This window comes from Corynebacterium sp. HMSC069E04 (genome assembly GCF_001813175.1).
Taxonomy (GTDB): Bacteria; Actinomycetota; Actinomycetes; order Mycobacteriales; family Mycobacteriaceae; genus Corynebacterium; species Corynebacterium aurimucosum.
In genome coordinates this window covers 68408-86354 of record NZ_KV811671.1, presented here as the reverse complement: position 1 = coordinate 86354, position 17947 = coordinate 68408, and the positions used below count along the sequence as shown (strand labels likewise).

Sequence of the window (17947 nt, the reverse complement as noted above, 5' to 3'; positions counted from 1 at the left end):
GGGCGTGTTGGGGGTATCGGGGGCGTCGTTAAGCGCGGCGGTGCCGTTGGCGGTGGTGGCCATCGGCGCGGTGTTGGCGTGGTTGGCCTATGACCGCGGCCTGAACACGCCGGTGGGCCTGGTTGCCGTGGCGGCGGGTGCCGTCCTGGTCATCGGTGGCGTCGTGGTGGCGGCGGTGACGTGGGAAAGCGGATCGGGCTCGGCGATCCTGGCCACGGCGCTGACGCTGGTGGGATTTGGGGCGCTGGTGGTGCCGCTGGTGCTGAAGCTCTGGCGTTCGCTGTCGCAGGAGCAGGCGGCGAAGGCGGTTTCGGAGGAGCGCGCCGAGATTGCCGCCCGCCTGCACGATTCGGTGCTGCAGACGCTGGCGCTGATTCAGAAGAGGGCGGGGGATTCGCGTGAGGTGACGCGTTTGGCGCGCGCCCAGGAAAGGGAGCTGCGCGCCTGGCTTTTCGACGCCCCCTCTGCCGCCCCCACCACCTGCTTTGGTGCCCTCGAAGCGGCGTGCGGGGAAGTGGAGGATCTCTTTGATATGCGGGTATCCGCGGTGACGGTGGGCGAAGACGCGGAGCTAACGGAATCCGCGAAGCTGCTTATCCAGGCAGCGCGCGAGGCCATGGTGAATGCCGGCAAGCACGCAAGCGTGGACGTGGTGGATGTCTACGCGGAGTTGTTGGCGGGCGAGCTGAGTATCTTTGTGCGCGATCGCGGGGTGGGTTTCGATGTGGAGGATATTCCCGCTGATAGGCACGGGATTCGTGACAGTATTCGCGCGCGCGTAGAGGGATCAGGTGGGTGCGTGCGGATTTCTTCGACCCCGGGGGAGGGCACCGAGGTGGAGCTCGCGGTAGCGTTATGAGCATGGTGAAGGTCTTTTTGGTTGATGATCACTCCGTCTTCCGCGCGGGTGTGCGCGCAGAGCTGGCGGTGGCCCCGGAGATTGAGATTGTGGGTGATGCTGGCACTGTCGCGGAGGCGCTGGAGGGCATTGCGCGGACCTCCCCGGACGTGGTGCTTCTTGATGTCCACATGCCCGACGGCGGCGGCCTCGCCGTTATTAATGGGACGGCACATCAGCCGTCGCGTCCGGTGTTTTTGGCGCTGAGCGTGTCGGATGCGGCGGAGGATGTGATTGCGCTGATTCGGGCGGGCGCGCGCGGGTATGTGACGAAGAATATTTCCGGCCCGGACCTGGCCGAGGCGGTGGTGCAGGTGCACAGCGGGGATGCGTATTTCTCGCCGCGCCTGGCGGGTTTTGTCCTTGATGCTTTTGCCTCCGGTTCGCCCGCCCCGGAGCCGGAGGAGGGGCAAGACCCAGCGGTGGATGCGCTCACGCGGCGTGAGCTGGAGGTCTTGCGGCTGCTTGCGCGCGGCTATACGTACCGCGAGATTGGCAAGCAGCTGTTCATTTCGGTGAAGACAGTGGAAACGCACGCCTCCAATATTTTGCGCAAGACGCAGCAGTCCAACCGCCATCAGCTCACGCGCTGGGCCACCTCGCGCGACCTGGCTTAGACGCCCGGCCGAGGCGGGTTGGCAAAGGCGCTGGCGCAGACAGCCCCGCACAAACCAGGATCGGGGGCCGGTGGAGGTGGTCGCCGCTCACGCAGTTAGTCCGGCGGGGTTAGGCAGGGGGCGCGTAGGCGAGCTTGCGGGAGCCGTCAACGTGGGGGAAGAGCAGGAAGGCCGCGCCTGAAACGAGCGCCCACACCAGCGCGCTGCCCCAGGCAGGAAGCGCGAGGAGCGGGGAGAACATGACCATCAGCCACAGCGCCATAAGCGGGATGAGCTGTGCGGCGTTGGGCAGCATGGTGACGTTGTGGCGCTGGGCATAATCGCGCAGATCAGCACGGTAGGGGTGCAGGAATACGAGCGCGCAGGCGGCGAGGAGGAAGAGCAGGCTGAGTCCTAGCGCGAGGCCGAAGTGGATGCGGCTGCTACCTGCCGCCACGGCAGCGCCAGCTAGCAGCGAGGCACCGAGGCGTACCCACGGCGGAGTGGGGATAGGGGTGGTGTGCGCGCGGAGGGGATTCATGGCGCCTAACGCTACCAGCGCAATTGCGCGCGTCCGGGAAGAGGTTCATAATAGGAGCCATGAATCAAACAGGTGTTCGTGTGGCGGGTGGCCCCCGGGCTGACCAGATTGCGGTTCTGCGCGCCCAGATTCAACGCCTGGAAACCCCGGGTGATTCTGCGCAGGTGCAGCCGGAGGCGGAGCTCCTCGGAGTCCCTGAAAAGCTATCTGAGCTGCTCCCGGGTGGTGGTCTGCCCCGCAAGCAGGCAACCGCCTGTGCGGAATGTGCTGCGCTCGTGGTGGAGCTGATATCCCATGTTAGTGCGGCAGGCGGACACGTCGGGGTGGTGGGTTGGCCCGATCTCCTACTCGCACAAGTGGCCGAGGAGGGTGATGTCTCCCGGGTTATCACGGTGCCCGATCCAGGCGTAGAGCCCTGGGCGGTGACCGGCGTGCTGTGCGAGGGGCTGGATCTAGTCGTGCACAAAGGCACAGGCGTGCTGAGCCCCACGCGGGCGCGCCCCGTGCTGGCAAAAGTGCGGGCTGGGCAGGCGGCCCTGCTTACCGTGGGAACCCGGCTGCCGGGCACAGCCGTGGAGATAGGCGCGGAAGTTATCGCTGTGCATGGCGTGGGCCGGGGCAGCGGGCGGATTCGGGGGGTTGATATAGGGGTGCGGGTGGCGTCGGCAAGCATGCGCCCGCGCCGTGGAGTGCTCACATGTGGGCAGCGTCCGGACGCGCGCCCGCACTTGGAGGTCGTGTGAGGGTCGCGGCGCTGTGGTTCCCGGATTGGCCTATCCAGGCGCTGCAGGACGCAGACAGGGCAGCATGCGCTATCGCTGCCCAGCACCGCGTGGCGGTGTGCAACGCGGCGGCGCGCCGGGCGGGGGTGCGCCGCGGGATGCGCGTGCGCCAGGCCCAAGCTCTCCTACCGGAGCTGCGCGTGGAGGAGGCCAACCCGGACCGGGACGGCGTGGTCTTCGCGGAGATTGCCGCGGGGCTGGACGCGGTGGCCTCCTCGGTGGAGGTGCTGCGTCCGGGCCTGGTCATCGTGGATGCGGGCGCGGCCGGGCGCTTCCACGGCAGTGAGGATAAGGCAGTGGAGATGCTTGTCGACGCCACCGCCAGATCCCACCTCGACGCCACCGTCGGCGTCGCTGATGAGATCGCCACCGCGCTGATTGCCGCGCGCCACCACAACCTGGGCGCGGTAGTTCCGGCAGGCGGCTCGCGCGACTTTCTGGCTCAGCAGCCGGTGGGAGTATTGGCCGCGGAGGTGGCGCTGGGGTGTTCGGCGGACGTGGTGCATGCCTTGGGGCAGCTGGGCGTGCGCACGTTAGGGGAGCTGGCGAGCTTGTCGCTGCGCCAAGTCACTACCCGTTTCGGCGAGGCTGGACGGCGATGCCACGCGGTGGCTGCGGCGGCACCGGATCGGCGCGTGGCGCCGGAGCTTGCGCGCCCCGACTTAGGCGTGGAGCAGGGCTTCGAAGAACCCTTGGAGCGCGTGGATGCTGCGGCCTTTGCCGCGCGTCAGCTCGCGGCGCGCCTGCACGTGCTACTCGATGAGGCCGGCGTGGTGTGCCTGCGGCTGTGCGTTGCCGCGGAGTTCGAGGGTGGCGAGCGCCTGGAGCGGATCTGGCGTACCCAGGAAGCGCTCAGCGAGGCCGCTACAGCGGACCGCGTGCGCTGGCAGCTCGATGGTTGGCTGAGTGCTGCGCGGGCGGGTAGTGTGCCGGGTGAGGGAGGGGGCATCGTCAAGCTGGCGTTGGAGCCGGTGGAGGTCGCTCCGCCAGGGGATGGGCTCCTGTGGGGCGCGGGCGAATCCGCGGAGCAGGCCAAGCGCGTCATCGCGCGGGTGCAATCCCAGCTGGGGGTAGATCGCGTGCTGCAGCCCCGCCCGGCGGGCGGGCGTGGGGTGGCCGAGCGCATCGAGTACGTCCCCTACGGCGAACAGCGTGACCCGCAGCCGGAGGGCACCTGGCCCGGGCGCATCCCCGCGCCGCTCCCGGCAAGCCTGGCGCACCCGGCCGCGCGGATTCGGCTTATCGACGCCTCATCGAAAGACATCATCGTCACCGCCGAGGCCCTCCTCTCCGGGGAGCCGGCGGGCCTGGGGTGGGGGCGCCACCGCTACCGGGTGACCGGTTGGGCTGGCCCGTGGCCCGTGGACTCTGAGTGGTGGGAAGCAGGTGCGGCGCAGCGCTGCGCGCGCCTGCAAGTCGTCGGGGAAAACGAGAAAGGCCAGCGCGCCTGGCTCCTTGTGTGGGCAGGCGGACGCTGGTCGGTGGAGGCAACCTATGCCTGAACTGTTTAGTTCAGAATGTCGATAACCAGGCGCGTCGGTGCCTTGAGCACCTGAACCGAGTATGGGTGGCGCCCATCAAGCCCGATGACAAACTGCGAGCGGGCCTCGAAGGTGCCGCTGCTGACCACCTGGGTCACCAGCCCGCCGGCGCCCTTCACGGTACCGATATTCGGGTCTTCCATATCAAGTTGGAAAGGGTAGGCGGTGCCGTCGATGCTGACGTCGAGCGCGGTGGAACCGTTGTAAGCAATCGGGTTGCCGGATCCCTGCTGGGCGGGGGAATCGGTGTAATCGATGAACCAGCCCGGTGAACCGTCTCCGACAAACTCGAAGACCACGCGGTCAAAACCTTCATGCTTGCCCACGCGGACATCGGTCACCACCAGTTCCGAGGGAGCTGGTGGACGGAGGGTTTTCATCTCCATGTTGGCGTCGCCCAGCGGGGTCAGCCCAGCCGGTGCGGCGGGGGAGGGGGCAGTGGGAGTAACGGTAGCCGTGGAGGTGGAGGCGCCGGACAGGGTGGCGTCGAGAGTCTTCGTGGGGCCGTCGGAGCTGCCGTCCGGAGCGGAAGACGGAGCGCATCCCTGAAGCGCGAGTGCACCCGAGACAACGAGTGCGGCCACTGGGGCGGCTGTGCGCAAGAGGTTATGTTTCGGCATGACTCCGAGCGTAGTGGCACTACGGGGAATTATATGCATCGAGCTAAGCATCGTAACCACATTGTTGTGAAGAAAGTGATGCCAGTTAAGATGGAGCCATGACCTTCTGCTCCGACGTCCAGGTCGAGCCCCTGGCCGGTACCGCAAAACAAGAATCTGTGTACGTCCTCTTTGAGTGGCCCACGGCCTGGTCTCGTGACGTGCTTGACGGGCGTACCTTTGGCCCCGGCTTGACTGCGAAGCTCAAGGCCAAGCTCAAAGGCGTGGCGGGCCTGCAACTCATTCGCCGCCCTGGGCGTGCCGGGCATGAGCGGGGGACGGGTCACTTCCGCTGTTTCGTCGTGTGGGCACGCGAGGGGTTGGTACAGGATTATGTCCTCAACGGCCCGGAGGACATCCTCGATCTGGATCTGGAGCATCCCACTGGCACGTGCCTGCCGCTGGTGCTCGTGTGTACCCACGCCAAGCGCGATGCCTGCTGCGCTATCAAGGGCCGCCCGCTTGCTGCTTCCCTGGCGTGCGAATTTGAGGAGACCGTGTGGGAAACCTCCCACACCAAGGGACACCGTTTCGCACCGTCGGTGCTCCTGATGCCGTGGGGATATTCTTTCGGCCGCCTCAACGTGGACGCTGGCCGCGAGCTCGTGGGCAAGGCTCTGCACGGCGAGTATTTCTACCCCGCCAACCGTGGTTCCGGTCTTCACACTCCCCAAGGCCAGGTAGCGGAGCTTGCAGTAGCACGCCAGCTTCTCGACGCCTCCGAGTCCCTCCACTACGGCGACCTCACCGTCGACGCGGCGGAAACCCCCGCCGCGAAGAATAGCGTCGTTGTGCGCCACCGCGACGGCCGCGCATGGGACGTAGAGCTCGAAGAAAAAGAGGCCTCCGGCGTCGTCTCTTCCTGTGGAGACGAGCCGAAGACCTCTTCCTACTTTGCCGCGCGCCGCGTCTTGCGACGCGGCACGTAGGATAAGGACGCGGCGCATAAGATACGAACGCGGCGCTTAGAGTACGGGCGTGGCACTCTAAACCGCGCCGAGCCATGCGCAGGCGCGACGCGGCTAGCGGCGCATAATCTTGGCCGAGAGCCAGTTGCCGAAGAACTGAGCTGCCTGGACCAGCACAATGATGATGAGGGTGGCCACCACGGTGACCTCCCACTCGAAGGCGCGGTAGCCGTAGACAATGGCGAAGTCACCCAAGCCACCGCCGCCGACGTAGCCCGCCATCGCAGACATATCGACGATGCCGATGAACAGGAAGGTGTAGCCCAGCACCAGCGGGCCGAGTGCTTCCGGAATGATGACCGTGGTGATGATCTTCCACGGCGAAGCACCCATCGCGCGGGCTGCTTCAATCACGCCCGGATCCAGCGCCACGAGGTTCTGCTCGACGATGCGCGCCACCGCGAAGGTAGCCGCGATAACCATGACGAACGTGGCCGGTTCGCGGCCGATGGAGCTGCCCAGCACCGCCACCGTCAGCGGCTGCACAAAGGCCAGCAAGATAATGAACGGAATCGGGCGAATAAAGTTCACCAGGATATTGATGACGAAGTGGATAGGCTTGTTCTGCAGGATGCCGCCTGGGCGCGTGGTGTAGAGCAGGATGCCCAGCACGAGACCGATGATGCCGGCGACCACCAGGGTGGTGGCGACCATGATGAGGGTGTCCTTGATGGCGTCGACAAGCGTGCCGCCCAGTCGATCCCAATTGGCCTGCGCGAGGTAGGTGACGTTCATCGTTGGATCTCCTCAATATCGGTGGTGCGTTGCATGTGTGCGTAGAAATCTTCAATGGCCGCTTCCGGCCCGTTGAGGCGCACGGTGATCTTGCCAAAGGAGTGCTTCTGCAAGGTGGTGATGCCACCGTGGACCACGGCAATAGACACGTCCTTGTCCGCGAGCTTGCCGGCGGCGTCGAAGAAGCCCGACTTTTCCGTCAGGTTGATGGTGAACAGGCGGCCCTCGTGGGCCAGCAGGTCATCGGCCTCAACGACGTCCGGGGTATTGCGCAGCGAGGTGGCCACGAACTTCTCCGCCACCTTGGTCTGCGGATTGGAAAAGACCTCATAGACGCTGCCGGCCTCGATGACGTGGCCGTTTTCCATGACGGCTACCTTGTCGGCGATGGAGCGCACGACGTCCATCTCGTGGGTGATGACCACGATGGTGATGCCGAGGTCGCGGTTGACCTTGCGCAGCAGGTCGAGCACCTCGTGGGTGGTGGTGGGGTCGAGCGCCGAGGTGGCTTCATCCGCCAGCAGCAGGGAAGGGTTATTAGCCAGGGCACGGGCGATGCCGACGCGCTGCTTCTGGCCACCGGAGAGCTGCTCTGGGTAGTTATCGCCCTTGTCCGCCAGGCCGACGAATTCTAGCAGCTCCTGGACGCGCTGTTGACGCTCCTGCTTGTCGACGCCCTGCAGCTTCAGCGGGTACTCAATATTGCCCGCCGCGGTGCGCGAGGACATGAGGTTGAACTGCTGGAAGATCATGCCGATGTTGCGGCGAATGCCCCGCAACTTGGATTCGGGCAGGGGGACGACATCGGTGCCGTCGAGAAGCAGCTGCCCCGAGGTTGGCTTATCCAGACCGTTGATCATGCGCACCAGCGTGGACTTGCCGGCACCGGAGAAGCCGATGATGCCGATGATCTCACCGGGCTCGACGGTCAAAGAGACATCATCAAGCGCTTTCGTGGTGGTTTTCTTGTTCTTAAAGACTTTGGTGATGTTGCGGAATTCAATCCGGGTGCCCCGGTGGGCGCCTTGGTGTTCAGTCACGTGGTTTTCCTTTGTACGTGTCCGTGTAGTGAGCGAGGAGGGAGTAACGGGCAAAATCCCCCGGGTCACGCAACTAAGCGTGAGCGCGGGGGAGGGGGAGATTTGCTTAGCTAGAGGAGGCTTCTTCTTCCAGCCGCTCCAGAATCTCCTGAAGCTCTGCCTGCGGTTTATCCACAAAGATAGTGGTGCCACCCGTGGTGTCTTGCACTGCGGCCTTCACCTCGTCGGAGAGGTAGAGCTCGGCCAGCTTCTTGACCTTCTCGTTGTCCTTGTCCTTTTCCTGCACAGCCCACACGTTGACGTAGGGGTCGAACAGGATCTTCGGGTCGGCGTTGGGGTTTTCCGGGTCGTCGTAAAGCACGGCGTCGGCCGGGTTGATACCCGCACGCTTGAAGAAGGAGTTGGTGATGATGGCGGGCTTGCCTTCGCCGAAGGCGGACGGGGTCTGGGAAGCATCGACCGGGGTGACGCTCACCTTGGATGCGGCCTCGTCGATGTCGGCGGGGTCCGGGGTGAGCTTGCCCTCTTCCTTGAGCACCAGCAAACCGTTGGCGGCCAGCAGGTTGATGGCGCGGCCCTGGTTGGTAGCGTCATTGGGAATGGCGATGTCCTGGCCCTCGATGCCGTCGATGCTGTCGTGGCCCTTCCAGAACAGCGGCATGGGGTAGACCTGCGTGGAGGCCACCGGAACGAGGTTCGTGCCGTTGCCCACGTTGTACTCAGCGAGGAACTTTAAGTGCTGAAACTTGTTGGTATCCGTGCTGCCCTCTGCCAGGGACTGGTTGGGGGTGGCGTAGTCGGTGAAGCTCTTCATCTCGATTTCGATGCCTTCCTCGGCAGCGAGTTCCTTGAGCACGCCCCACTCCGGAAGTTCGGCGTCGGTGGTGCCGACGATGATGGGATCTTCGGCGGTGCCGGCGGCGAAATCGGAGCTTGCAGACGAGCAGGCGACCAAGCTGGTAGCAGCAAGCAGGCTAGCGGCGGCTGCTACGAGACGGCGGATGCGCATGATTCGTCCTTTACTAGTCGGTGGTGGGTTTGTTTAGACCTGCTCTTCGAGGCGGTCCAGGATCTCCTGGAGCTCCTCCTGGGAGCGGTCGACGGCCACGGCGGTGTCGCCGGAGGACTTCAGAACGGCGTCGGTGACCTTCTGGTCCTTCCACAGCTCAGCCAGTTCGTGGAGGGTTTCGTTATCGGCGTCGTCGGCGCGCACGGCCCAGACGTTGATGTAAGGCTCAGCCTCGGTGGAGTCCGGGTCATCCTGAGCGACGGCAGACTGCGGGTCAATGCCAGCGCGCTCGAGGAAGGAGTTGTTGATGACAGCCGGCTTGCCCTCGCCATACGCGGCCGGGGTCTGGGCGGCATCCACCGGGGTGACCTTGACCTTGGACTTCTTTTCATCGATGTCCAGCGGGGTGGGGGTCAGCGGGCTGTTCTCCTTGAGGGTGACCAGGCCTTCCTGAACCAGCAGGCCGATGGCGCGGCCCTGGTTGGTGGAGTCGTTCGGAATGGCGACTTCCTGGCCCTCGATGTCAGCGAGGTCCTTGTGGTCCTTCCAGTAGATGGCCAGCGGGTAGATCTCGGTGGCGGCCAGCGGGACCAGGTCGGTGCCGTTGCCCTTGTTGTACTCAGCCAGGAACTTCAGGTGCTGGAACTTGTTCGTCGTCAGCTTGCCCTGGTCCAGAGCCTGGTTCGGGGTGTTGTAGTCGGCGAAGTTCTCCAACTTGACGTCGAAACCGGCTTCTTTGGCCAGGTTTTGGAATACGGCCCACTCTTCCATGTTGGCGTCAGTGGTGCCGATGGTGATGGTGGAGTCCTTGGTAATGGCCTCGCCGGAATCCTTGGACTCAGCGGAGTCCGAGGAATCGGAGGAGCAAGCAACCAGGCCGGTTGCAGCGATGACGGCTGCCGAGGTGGCGGCAAGTACGCGACGGATGCTCATGGTGGGTTCTAGTGTCCCTTCTTGGTTTGTGCGGCAAGTCGTGTCACCGCAGGAGTTTGCACTGCAGGAAAAACTAGCAACGATTGAACCGCTTTGTCTATTCAGGGAATTGTTCAACGACAACCTTGACGGGAACCTGTGTTCGAATCTACTGTGTGAGGCTATGAGGTTTAATGGGGGTAAGACGCTGCCGTGGTCCCGGGTGGAGAGGATCCTCTCTGGTCGCCCGGGCCCCGTCCCGGTCTCGGTGGATCATCTGCCGCAGGCCACGGACGTGCCGAAAGTAGGGCATTCTTCCGTGCCTTTCGCGGAGCTGCACGCGGTAAGTTCCTATAGCTTTCTGCATGGCGCCTCCGAGCCGGAGGGGCTCGTGGCGCGCGCCGTCGAGCTGGGCTTGCGGGGGATTGCGCTGGTAGATCGGGATGGATTCTATGGCCTTATGAAGTTTGCGGAGGCTGCCGCCAAGGTGGGTCTGCCCGCGGTCTTTGGTGCGGAGCTTAGCCTCGACCCGGCCCCGCTGACTGTCCTGGCGCGCACACCGGAGGGGTATCGGCGTCTATCCCGGCTCATTGCCCGCGCCCGCATGGAGGCGGGGGAGAAGGGGGTCGTGTCCTATCCTTCACTGCCGGAGATTGGTGCGCTGCTGCAGGATGAGTGCCTCTTTCTGGTGGGCTGGGAGTGGTCGGAGCATTTCGATCATCTGGTCGATGGAATAAAAATAGACAGCATGGTTTTGGAGTACGCATGTACCCAGCTCCCAGAGGACGCGGACCACCACCTACTGCTGGATTCCTTGCCGGTTCCACGCGCCATCGCTACTGCCCACCCGGCTGCCGCCACGCGGGATCGCGCGCGCTTGGCCGGGGCCAAACAAGCCCTGTCTAGACGCCTCGCGCTTGCCGACGCCTCCCCCAACTCCCACCCCATGGGCTCGTCCTGGCTGCGCTCCGGGGAACAGATGGCGTGCCTGCTGCCTGAGCGCCCCGAGCTGATTGCGGAAACCGTTCGCGTCCTCGAAGAATGCAGTTTTACCTGGGAGGCGCTGGCCCCGAACCTGCCTGACTTCGACGTGCCGGAAGGGCATACCGAGATGTCCTGGCTGGAGCACCTCACCTTCGAGCGCGCGGCAGTTCGCTATGCCACGCGCCCTGAGGAGATTCGGCGCAGGGCGTGGGAGCAGATGCGCTATGAGCTGGGTGTGGTCAAGCAGCTGGGATTTCCCGGCTACTTCCTCATCGTGTGTGATCTGGTGGACTTTTGTAAACGGGAAAACATCCTGTGTCAGGGGCGCGGGTCGGCAGCGAATTCGGCGGTGTGTTTCGCGCTGGGGATTACGAATGCGGAGCCGATTTCCGCAGGCCTGCTCTTTGAGCGTTTCCTTTCCCCGGACCGCGATGGTCCGCCGGATATTGACATTGATATTGAATCCGGGCGGCGCGAGGAGGTTATCCAGTACGTCTATGCCAAGCACGGCCGCGAGAGGGCGGCGCAGGTGGCGAACGTGATTACCTATCGCCGCAAGGGCGCGTTGCGGGATGCCGCCCGGGCGTTGGGCTACCCGCAAGGCTCGGCCGATGCGTGGTCGAAGGGCGTGGCGCCCGCGCCTTCGGATGTTGAATCCCTGGCTGAGCAATTTCTGGGCCAGCCGCGCCACCTGGGGATTCACTCCGGCGGCATGGTGTTGTGCGACCGGCCGATTGCGGATGTCGTGCCCGTGGAATGGGCGCGCATGGAAAACCGCTCGGTGCTGCAATGGGATAAGGATGATTGCGCCGCAGCTGGGCTGGTGAAGTTCGACCTGCTGGGCCTGGGCATGCTCGAAGCTCTGCACCACATGATGGACTTGGTGGAGGAGAGTACTGGCCGGGTGGTCAACCTGTGGGAGTTGGATCTGGCTGACGTGGAAGTCTATGACATGCTCTGCCGCGCGGATGCGGTGGGCGTGTTCCAGGTGGAATCGCGAGCGCAGCTGAGCACGCTGCCGAGGCTCAAGCCGCGGGTCTTCTTCGACCTTGTAGTGGAGGTCGCGCTCATTCGGCCGGGCCCCATCCAGGGCGGGTCGGTGCACCCTTATCTGCGCCGCCGCGATGGTAAGGAGCCGGTCACCTATGACCACCCGGTGCTAGAGAAGTCCCTGGGCAAGACACTGGGAATTCCGCTCTTTCAGGAACAGCTCATGCAGATTGCAGTCGATGCCGCCGGGTTCAGCGGTGCGGAGGCGGATGACCTGCGGCGCGCGATGGGCTCGAAACGCTCGCCGGCCAAGATGGCAGCGCTCAAGCAGCGCTTCTATGAGGGCTTGGAGGAAACCAACGGGATTACCGGGGAAATCGCGGACAAGCTGTGGGCCAAGATCGTGGCCTTCGCCGCCTATGGCTTCCCGGAGTCTCACTCGCAGTCTTTTGCCTCCTTGGTGTACTTTTCGGCGTGGTTTAAGCGCTATTATCCGGCGCAGTTTTGTGTGGGCCTGTTGCGCGCGCAGCCAATGGGTTTCTACTCGCCGCAGTCCCTCATTCAGGATGCGCGCCGCCACGGCGTGGAGGTGCTGCCGGTCAGCGTCAACGAGTCGGGCCGGGAGGCGCGCGTGGTGGTGGGCGCGAACGGCCAGGCGCGCATTCGGCTGGGTCTGAACCTCATCAAAGGCTTGGGTAATAAAGCCGCTGAGCGTATTGAGGCGGCCGCGCCGTTTGCCGACGTCCCCGATCTCTCCCGCCGCGCCGATCTCACCGTCGATCACGTGGAGGCCCTCGCGGTGGCGGGGGCCTTGGATGTCTTTGGGGTGGATCGCCGCCAAGCGCTGTGGCAGGCCGGTGTTGCCGCGACGGAGCGGGCGGGGATGCTGCCGGGGCTGTCTGCTATCGAGGCGCCGTCTTTGCCGGGGATGAGTGCCTTTGAGCTCATGGCGGCGGACGTGGCAAGCACCGGCGTGACCCACAACCAGCAGCCGATGGAGCAGATCCGCGGGCAATTGCAGGCCCGTGGAATTCTGTCGGCGGCGGATCTATCGGCCGTGGAGGATGGCACCCGCGTGCGCATCGCCGGGGTGGTCACGCACCGCCAGCGCCCGCAGACTGCAGGCGGTGTGGTCTTCTTTGGTTTGGAGGATGAGACCGGGTTGATGAACGTCATGGTCTCGCCCGGCCTGTGGGCCCGGGATAAGGTGACGGCTCGGACGGCGCCCGCGCTCATCGTGCGCGGCATCGTGCAGAATGCCTCCGGGGCGGTCACCGTTGCCGCGGACCAGCTGGAGCCGCTGGCCTTCGGCGAGGCCCTTTCGCGCGGCTCGCGGGATTTCCGCTAAGAGGTTTATTCTTTTGAGATGAGCTCGTCGCGGTTCATCTTTCCCGCCAGGGAACGGGCCACCGAGAACGGCACCCACACCATGAGCAGCAGGATGATCTTGAGGTAGAGCTGGGACACGAACACGCCGTCCATGATGGGCATGGTTCGGGCACCCCAGGCGATAAGGCCAGTCACTGGCAGCAAGATGACGAGTGCTGCGAGGGAGAACTTGAGGCCGTCGTCGCGGGCTTCGACGTGCTGCTGCATTTGGTACTCATCGAGCTCCGTCGTGGGCAGGTCTGCGGCACCTATCGCTCCGCGCAGGCGGGCGGTCAGCAGCGCGGTGAGCAGCGTTCCGAGGCAGGCCACCATGAGTGAGGTAAAGGAGTCCCAGAACTGCAGGGGGAGGGACAGGATGATGAGGCAGGAGGAGAGATCGGCCAGGGTGATGTAGCGCTTGCGGGTCTTAACGGAATCGGGAATGGTGACGGCGGACATGAGCGAGTTAGTCCTTTCGGTAGATTTCGGAGGACATAGGAGTGAATTCGGTCCGGGAGAACACGGCTTCCACGGGTAAGTCGAAGACCTCGCAGATGTTGAAAGCAAGATCCAGGCTGGGGGAGTGGTCACCGCGCTCGAGGGCGCCAATGGTTTGGGGGTTGACCCCGATGGCGTCGGCAAGCTGTGCACGCGTCATGTCCCGTTCAACGCGCAGCACGCGTACCCGGTTAAACAGTGGGCGAGTGGGCTTTTTCTTTGGGGACATACACCGCAGTGTTGTATAAACCCAACGACTTGTCAAGGGTTCGTGTTAAAGTTGCGGCATGAATTCCGTATCCCCGTCACTCACTAAAGCCCGCTACATTTCGCGTTTGAGTTGGGACGTCATTCTTGCTGCCCTGGCGGCCGGGGCGGCGTATTTCTGGTGGGATTGGCTCTATTGGGTCGCCGGCGCGCTCATCGTGTGGGCGCTCTACGAACTCTGGCTCATCCCCGCGCAAGTCAGGAACTTAGGCTGGCAGGAAACCGCCGACGAACTCTTGGTTACGCGCGGCAAAATCTGGCACACCTTCACCGTCGTGCCCTATGGCCGCATCCAATTCGTCGACGTCACCGCCGGCCCTATCGAGCGCGCGATGGGGCTGAAGAAGGTGCAGTTGCACACGGCGTCGCCCAGCAGCGACGCCACCATTCCCGGCCTCCTTGCCGCAGACGCCGACGCCCTGCGCGAGCGCCTCGCCGTCAAGGCCCGCGAGAGGATGAGTGGGCTGTGAAGGACCGCGCGCTTATCGACGCCGACGGCTACACCCGCGTCCACCGCTTTACCCCGCTGTTGCGTTTTTGGTCGCTGATTCTGGCGCTGCTCGCCATTTTTGCGGTGAACATCAACGCCTCCATGATTTCTGATGTTCTGTCTTACCTGCAGAGCGGGCACTTGGGCGAGATCGGCCGCGGCACTCTGCTGGGTGCCGGCGGCTTCGTGCTCGTGTGCGCGGTGATTTGGCTGATGTCAGGAATCTGGTGGCGCAAGCTGGGCTACAAGCTCACCGAGGATGAAATCGCTCTGCGCCATGGGGTCATCTCTACGTCTTTCCGCTCTGCGCGCTACGAGCGCATTCAAGCGGTAGACGTTGTGGAATCCGTCATCGCGCGCCTGTTGGGGCTGGCAGCAGTGCGCGTGGAGACCGCGGGTGGCACCTCTTCCGTCATCAAAATTGAGTACTTGTCCAAGGCGAAGGCGGAAGAATTACGCGCGGAGTTGCTGCGGCGCACGAATAAAGGTCCTACCAGTGAGCCAGCACCAGAAGCGGAGGAAGCCACCGCCCTGATCCCGGAAATTCCCATTCTGCGCACGATTGCTGCCGAGGCGCTGCGTCTGCCCACGCTCCTCGCGGCCCTCGTTATTGGCGGTTTGCTCTTCATTCCGGGCATGTGGACCGCGCTGTTGCCCATCATCGTGGGTTACGTGGGAAGTGTGTGGGGTTTGGTGGATTCTTCCTGGAAATTCACCGCGCTTCACGACGCCCCCACCAACGCCCTCAACGTCTCCTACGGCCTTGCCGACCGCCGCCGCCAAACTATCCGCATCAGCCGCATCCACGGCGTGCGGGTGAGCCAGCCTTTCCTGTGGCGGCGTTTGGGCTGGTACGAAGTGAATGTGTCGGTGGCCGGCTACGGCGCGAAGGGCAGCGGCAAGCAATCTGGTTCTACGCGCATCCTGCCGGTGGGCACCCGCGAGCAGGCGCTGGAGCTTTTAGAGCTCATCTCCGATCTGGACCGCGCGCAGATTGAGGGTTACGCACGCCCCGAGGGCCACACCCAGCCCACCTATACCTCCCCCCGCCGGGCTACCTGGATTAGCCCCATCGACCGCAAACAGCAGTCGGTGACACTGGTGGATTCCCCGCTTCCCGTGACCATCGTGCACCGCGGCCGCATCAACCGCCGCGTCATGGTGATTGGAACTCCGCACATCCAGGAGCTCACTCTCAAGGTGGGGCCGCTGGGTCACCTTGCAGGCGTGCGCACCGTGCGCTTCGACCTTGTGGCGGGCCCAGTCAAGATGGCTGGCCAGGACCTCACGCCTGCCGACGCCTCCGAGCTCCTCGCCCGCCTGCGCTCCCGCCCCTTGCCATCCCTGGACGCCGTGCTGGAGCAGATCAATGAACCGAACGGCAAACTGCAGAGAGGGCTCCACCAAGACCTACGCAACAAACCGCGTAACAACTCTCGCGACGGTGCGAGCCGTGGGTCGCAGGAGCTTAAGGCCGGCGACGAAGCTTAAGCAGTACCGGACCGCGGGTGCTGCTAGGGCCGGCACACGCCGAGGCCGCCGAACAGGACCCGCATCCGCCTGCGGGACAGGAGTCGAGCGGCTCCATATCGAGGACCCCGCTGGCGGTGAGGTGATCCAGGATGACATCGACCGTCCCGGGCTCCAGCCCTGTCTTCGCCACGAGGCCCACGCGCGAGCGAACTCCGTCCTCGATCGCTTTCTGCACCGCCTGGATGGGGGAGGCAGGCATTAGATAAACACCTTCAACACCTGGAAGGCCGCCACGGCCAGCACCCACGCGGTGGCCAGCTGGACGCCGAAGCCGAAGAGCGTCCAGCGCCAGCCAATCTCGCGCCGCTGCGCGGCAATCGTGGCCACGCAGGGAGTATAGGCCAGCAGGAAGAGCATGTAGGCCCACACCGCGGCGAGCGGGTGACCGCCGGAAGCTTGCTCGAAGTCAGCCCGCACGTGATCGCTGAGCGCGCTGTGCGATTGCTCCTCGGCGGAGGCGTCGGTAACGTCCTCGACTGCGTAAGTCTGCGCCCAGGTGGAAATCAGCGCCTCCTTGGCTACGAAACCTGTCACCAGCGGGCCTGCCAGTGACCAAGAATCGAAGCCGGCCGGTGCAAAGGCCGGGGCGATAGCGTGCGCGACCGCGCCATAGGCTGAATCCTCCGGGGCTGGTGGTTCACCCCACGAAGAATCCTGCGCCGCAGCGCCAACCGGGATGGCCATGAGCAGCCACACCACAACCACGGTACTCACGATGATGCCGCCAGCCGTCTGCAAGAAGCCCTTCAGGCGCGTCCACATCACGCTGAGCGCCAAGCGCACCGTGGGTAGCTGATACGTCGGCAGGTCAATAACGAGTGCTTCTTCCGGAACCGCGCGCCACAGAGTCCTGCGCAGGGCTAGCCCCACCAGCACGAGCAGCGCGATGGAAATGACGTACATAATGAACACCACGCTGCCGGCATGCTCCGGGAAGAACGTAGCCGAGAGCATGACGAAGACCACCAAACGCGCCGAACACGAGGTAAACGGGATGAGCAGCGCGGTCATGATGCGATGCCGCGGGCTGCCCAGCACACGGGTGGCCGAAATCGCTGGCACGTTGCAGCCGAAGCCCACAACAATGGGGATGAACGCCTTGCCCGGCAGGCCGATGGCCCGCATAAGGCGATCCGTGACCACCGCCGCACGCGCCATATAGCCGGAATCCTCCAACACCGCCAAACACAAGAACATTAGCGCCATGAGTGGGGCGAAGGTGAGGACCATGCCGACGCCGCCGATGAGGCCGTCGACAAGCAGGCCCATCACGAGGGGGTGGCCTAAGCCGATGGTTTCTAGCCCCGCCCGCGCCCAGTCGCTCAACGGGCCGGAGACCAGCGCCTCCAAGCCATCCTGCAGGGGAGCGGCCACGGTGGTGGTGATCTGGAAGACCGCCCACATCACGGCCAAGAACAGCAACGGCCCGGCTACCGGGTGAAGGGCTACCGCATCGAGGCGGTGGGAGAGGGGCGTGGCGTGCTCGACCTCGCTCACCGAGGCCTTTGCGGCGGCGTCGAGCTCGGCGAAGCGGTCCTCCAAACCAGCATTCTCGCGCAGCTGCACGGGCTCAGTTGCCAAAGATTCCATTACAACCTCGCGCAGCTTCTCGACGCCCTCCCTCCTGCGCCCATCAACCTCCACCACCGGGATGGAGGTGGCCTCGGCCAAAGCAGAGGCGTCGACGACCTGTCCCTGGTTGAGCGCCACGTCGGTCTTCGTCAGCGCGATGATGAGGCGGTAGGGCTGCTCCGCCAACTGGAGGGCGACGTTGAGGCCGCGCGCGACGGCGCTGGCATCGACGACCACGACGACGGCGTCGGGGCGCTCATCTGCGGGGCAATCGATGAGCATGGCGCGGGTGAGCGCCTCATCGGGGCTGAGCGGGTCGAGCGAGTAGGTGCCGGGGAAGTCGATGAGATCGGCGGTGGATTCACCCAGCTTCCAGGCGCCGCGGCTGACCTCAACCGTAGTTCCCGGCCAATTGCCGGTCTGCGCCTTCGCACCGGTCAGGGCATTAAAGAGCGTGGACTTGCCGGAATTCGGGGAGCCGACGAGTGCGATGATGGGTGCTCCGGCAGGGGCGACCGCGCCGCCCGGATTGCCGTGACAGCTGGGTTTCGTGGTGGCCATGGT

The 17947-nt window shown here is 64.5% G+C and carries 18 protein-coding genes; 8 read left to right on the top strand and 10 right to left on the bottom strand.

The window, feature by feature from the left end:
- Nucleotides 1-859 (top strand): sensor histidine kinase (locus tag HMPREF2896_RS06175; protein WP_070718495.1); only part of this gene is annotated, 859 nt, incomplete at its 5' end.
- A gap of 2 nt (nucleotides 860-861) precedes the next feature.
- A complete protein-coding gene (locus tag HMPREF2896_RS06170; RefSeq protein WP_070446475.1) occupies nucleotides 862-1515 on the top strand; it encodes a response regulator in 654 nt (217 codons plus the stop codon).
- 109 nt (nucleotides 1516-1624) lie between these two features.
- Here HMPREF2896_RS06170 and HMPREF2896_RS06165 read toward each other — a convergent pair whose 3' ends face one another.
- Nucleotides 1625-2035: a hypothetical protein gene (locus HMPREF2896_RS06165; RefSeq protein WP_070718489.1), complete on the bottom strand. Its 411-nt coding sequence runs from the start codon at nucleotides 2033-2035 to the stop codon at nucleotides 1625-1627.
- Nucleotides 2036-2094: 59 nt separating this feature from the next.
- Between HMPREF2896_RS06165 and HMPREF2896_RS06160 the strand changes: the two genes are divergently transcribed.
- The gene (locus HMPREF2896_RS06160) at nucleotides 2095-2778 is read left to right on the top strand and encodes a hypothetical protein (protein WP_070718486.1); all 684 of its coding nucleotides are present in this window, start codon (nucleotides 2095-2097) and stop codon (nucleotides 2776-2778) included.
- Complete coding sequence (locus HMPREF2896_RS06155; RefSeq protein WP_070718483.1) at nucleotides 2775-4319, top strand: DNA polymerase Y family protein; 1545 nt, start codon at nucleotides 2775-2777, stop codon at nucleotides 4317-4319. Before HMPREF2896_RS06160 ends, HMPREF2896_RS06155 begins: the two co-directional genes overlap by 4 nt.
- Before the next feature lie 5 nt (nucleotides 4320-4324).
- Here HMPREF2896_RS06155 and HMPREF2896_RS06150 read toward each other — a convergent pair whose 3' ends face one another.
- Nucleotides 4325-4978, bottom strand: coding sequence for an AMIN-like domain-containing (lipo)protein (locus HMPREF2896_RS06150; protein ID WP_070446467.1), 654 nt, complete (start codon nucleotides 4976-4978; stop codon nucleotides 4325-4327).
- 98 nt (nucleotides 4979-5076) lie between these two features.
- On the opposite strand from HMPREF2896_RS06150, the gene HMPREF2896_RS06145 reads away from it, so the two are divergent.
- Nucleotides 5077-5946 carry a sucrase ferredoxin gene (locus HMPREF2896_RS06145; RefSeq protein WP_070644408.1) on the top strand — a complete coding sequence of 290 codons (870 nt, stop codon included), beginning with the start codon at nucleotides 5077-5079 and terminating at the stop codon, nucleotides 5944-5946.
- 93 nt (nucleotides 5947-6039) lie between these two features.
- Here the strand turns inward: HMPREF2896_RS06145 and HMPREF2896_RS06140 are convergent, their stop codons facing one another.
- From HMPREF2896_RS06140 to HMPREF2896_RS06125, 4 genes are all read right to left on the bottom strand, one after another.
- Complete coding sequence (locus HMPREF2896_RS06140) at nucleotides 6040-6720, bottom strand: methionine ABC transporter permease (protein ID WP_070446463.1); 681 nt, start codon at nucleotides 6718-6720, stop codon at nucleotides 6040-6042.
- Nucleotides 6717-7760, bottom strand: a complete 1044-nt coding sequence (locus HMPREF2896_RS06135) for a methionine ABC transporter ATP-binding protein (protein ID WP_070718482.1) — start codon at nucleotides 7758-7760, stop codon at nucleotides 6717-6719. The genes HMPREF2896_RS06140 and HMPREF2896_RS06135 overlap by 4 nt, the downstream gene beginning before the upstream one ends.
- Before the next feature lie 106 nt (nucleotides 7761-7866).
- Entirely contained in the window at nucleotides 7867-8769 is a 903-nt protein-coding gene (locus HMPREF2896_RS06130) for a MetQ/NlpA family ABC transporter substrate-binding protein (RefSeq protein WP_070644406.1), read from the bottom strand.
- A gap of 33 nt (nucleotides 8770-8802) precedes the next feature.
- Nucleotides 8803-9702 carry a MetQ/NlpA family ABC transporter substrate-binding protein gene (locus HMPREF2896_RS06125; RefSeq protein ID WP_070718479.1) on the bottom strand — a complete coding sequence of 300 codons (900 nt, stop codon included), beginning with the start codon at nucleotides 9700-9702 and terminating at the stop codon, nucleotides 8803-8805.
- Between the two features lie 163 nt (nucleotides 9703-9865).
- On the opposite strand from HMPREF2896_RS06125, the gene HMPREF2896_RS06120 reads away from it, so the two are divergent.
- Complete coding sequence (locus HMPREF2896_RS06120; RefSeq protein WP_070718477.1) at nucleotides 9866-13003, top strand: error-prone DNA polymerase; 3138 nt, start codon at nucleotides 9866-9868, stop codon at nucleotides 13001-13003.
- Nucleotides 13004-13008: 5 nt separating this feature from the next.
- Here HMPREF2896_RS06120 and HMPREF2896_RS06115 read toward each other — a convergent pair whose 3' ends face one another.
- Both HMPREF2896_RS06115 and HMPREF2896_RS06110 read right to left on the bottom strand, forming a co-directional pair.
- Entirely contained in the window at nucleotides 13009-13482 is a 474-nt protein-coding gene (locus HMPREF2896_RS06115) for a hypothetical protein (RefSeq protein ID WP_070521473.1), read from the bottom strand.
- A 7-nt stretch (nucleotides 13483-13489) separates the two neighbouring features.
- Complete coding sequence (locus HMPREF2896_RS06110) at nucleotides 13490-13750, bottom strand: helix-turn-helix transcriptional regulator (protein WP_070708296.1); 261 nt, start codon at nucleotides 13748-13750, stop codon at nucleotides 13490-13492.
- Between the two features lie 58 nt (nucleotides 13751-13808).
- On the opposite strand from HMPREF2896_RS06110, the gene HMPREF2896_RS06105 reads away from it, so the two are divergent.
- Together HMPREF2896_RS06105 and HMPREF2896_RS06100 are read left to right on the top strand one after the other, a co-directional pair.
- The gene (locus tag HMPREF2896_RS06105; protein ID WP_070446450.1) at nucleotides 13809-14258 is read left to right on the top strand and encodes a PH domain-containing protein; all 450 of its coding nucleotides are present in this window, start codon (nucleotides 13809-13811) and stop codon (nucleotides 14256-14258) included.
- Nucleotides 14255-15769: a PH domain-containing protein gene (locus HMPREF2896_RS06100; protein ID WP_246824002.1), complete on the top strand. Its 1515-nt coding sequence runs from the start codon at nucleotides 14255-14257 to the stop codon at nucleotides 15767-15769. Before HMPREF2896_RS06105 ends, HMPREF2896_RS06100 begins: the two co-directional genes overlap by 4 nt.
- On the opposite strand, the gene HMPREF2896_RS06095 is transcribed toward HMPREF2896_RS06100, so the two are convergent.
- Together HMPREF2896_RS06095 and feoB are read right to left on the bottom strand one after the other, a co-directional pair.
- Nucleotides 15747-16010 (bottom strand): hypothetical protein, encoded by a 264-nt coding sequence (locus tag HMPREF2896_RS06095; protein WP_070446448.1) that lies wholly within the window; start codon nucleotides 16008-16010, stop codon nucleotides 15747-15749. The genes HMPREF2896_RS06100 and HMPREF2896_RS06095 overlap by 23 nt on opposite strands.
- Nucleotides 16010-17944 (bottom strand): ferrous iron transport protein B, encoded by a 1935-nt coding sequence (feoB, locus tag HMPREF2896_RS06090; protein ID WP_070718475.1) that lies wholly within the window; start codon nucleotides 17942-17944, stop codon nucleotides 16010-16012. The genes HMPREF2896_RS06095 and feoB overlap by 1 nt, the downstream gene beginning before the upstream one ends.
- Between the last annotated feature and the right edge of the window lie 3 nt (nucleotides 17945-17947).

Bases quoted from the DNA above. Each gene is read 5' to 3' on its own strand.
- feoB (WP_070718475.1), bottom strand. From the start codon at position 17,944: ATGGCCACCACGAAACCCAGCTGTCACGGCAATCCGGGCGGCGCGGTC.
- HMPREF2896_RS06105 (WP_070446450.1), top strand. From the start codon at position 13,809: ATGAATTCCGTATCCCCGTCACTCACTAAAGCCCGCTACATTTCGCGT.
- HMPREF2896_RS06170 (WP_070446475.1), top strand. From the start codon at position 862: ATGGTGAAGGTCTTTTTGGTTGATGATCACTCCGTCTTCCGCGCGGGT.
- HMPREF2896_RS06145 (WP_070644408.1), top strand. From the start codon at position 5,077: ATGACCTTCTGCTCCGACGTCCAGGTCGAGCCCCTGGCCGGTACCGCA.
- HMPREF2896_RS06110 (WP_070708296.1), bottom strand. From the start codon at position 13,750: ATGTCCCCAAAGAAAAAGCCCACTCGCCCACTGTTTAACCGGGTACGC.
- HMPREF2896_RS06160 (WP_070718486.1), top strand. From the start codon at position 2,095: ATGAATCAAACAGGTGTTCGTGTGGCGGGTGGCCCCCGGGCTGACCAG.
- HMPREF2896_RS06120 (WP_070718477.1), top strand. From the start codon at position 9,866: ATGAGGTTTAATGGGGGTAAGACGCTGCCGTGGTCCCGGGTGGAGAGG.
- HMPREF2896_RS06095 (WP_070446448.1), bottom strand. From the start codon at position 16,010: ATGCCTGCCTCCCCCATCCAGGCGGTGCAGAAAGCGATCGAGGACGGA.
- HMPREF2896_RS06165 (WP_070718489.1), bottom strand. From the start codon at position 2,035: ATGAATCCCCTCCGCGCGCACACCACCCCTATCCCCACTCCGCCGTGG.
- HMPREF2896_RS06130 (WP_070644406.1), bottom strand. From the start codon at position 8,769: ATGCGCATCCGCCGTCTCGTAGCAGCCGCCGCTAGCCTGCTTGCTGCT.
- HMPREF2896_RS06150 (WP_070446467.1), bottom strand. From the start codon at position 4,978: ATGCCGAAACATAACCTCTTGCGCACAGCCGCCCCAGTGGCCGCACTC.
- HMPREF2896_RS06140 (WP_070446463.1), bottom strand. From the start codon at position 6,720: ATGAACGTCACCTACCTCGCGCAGGCCAATTGGGATCGACTGGGCGGC.
- HMPREF2896_RS06125 (WP_070718479.1), bottom strand. From the start codon at position 9,702: ATGAGCATCCGTCGCGTACTTGCCGCCACCTCGGCAGCCGTCATCGCT.
- HMPREF2896_RS06115 (WP_070521473.1), bottom strand. From the start codon at position 13,482: ATGTCCGCCGTCACCATTCCCGATTCCGTTAAGACCCGCAAGCGCTAC.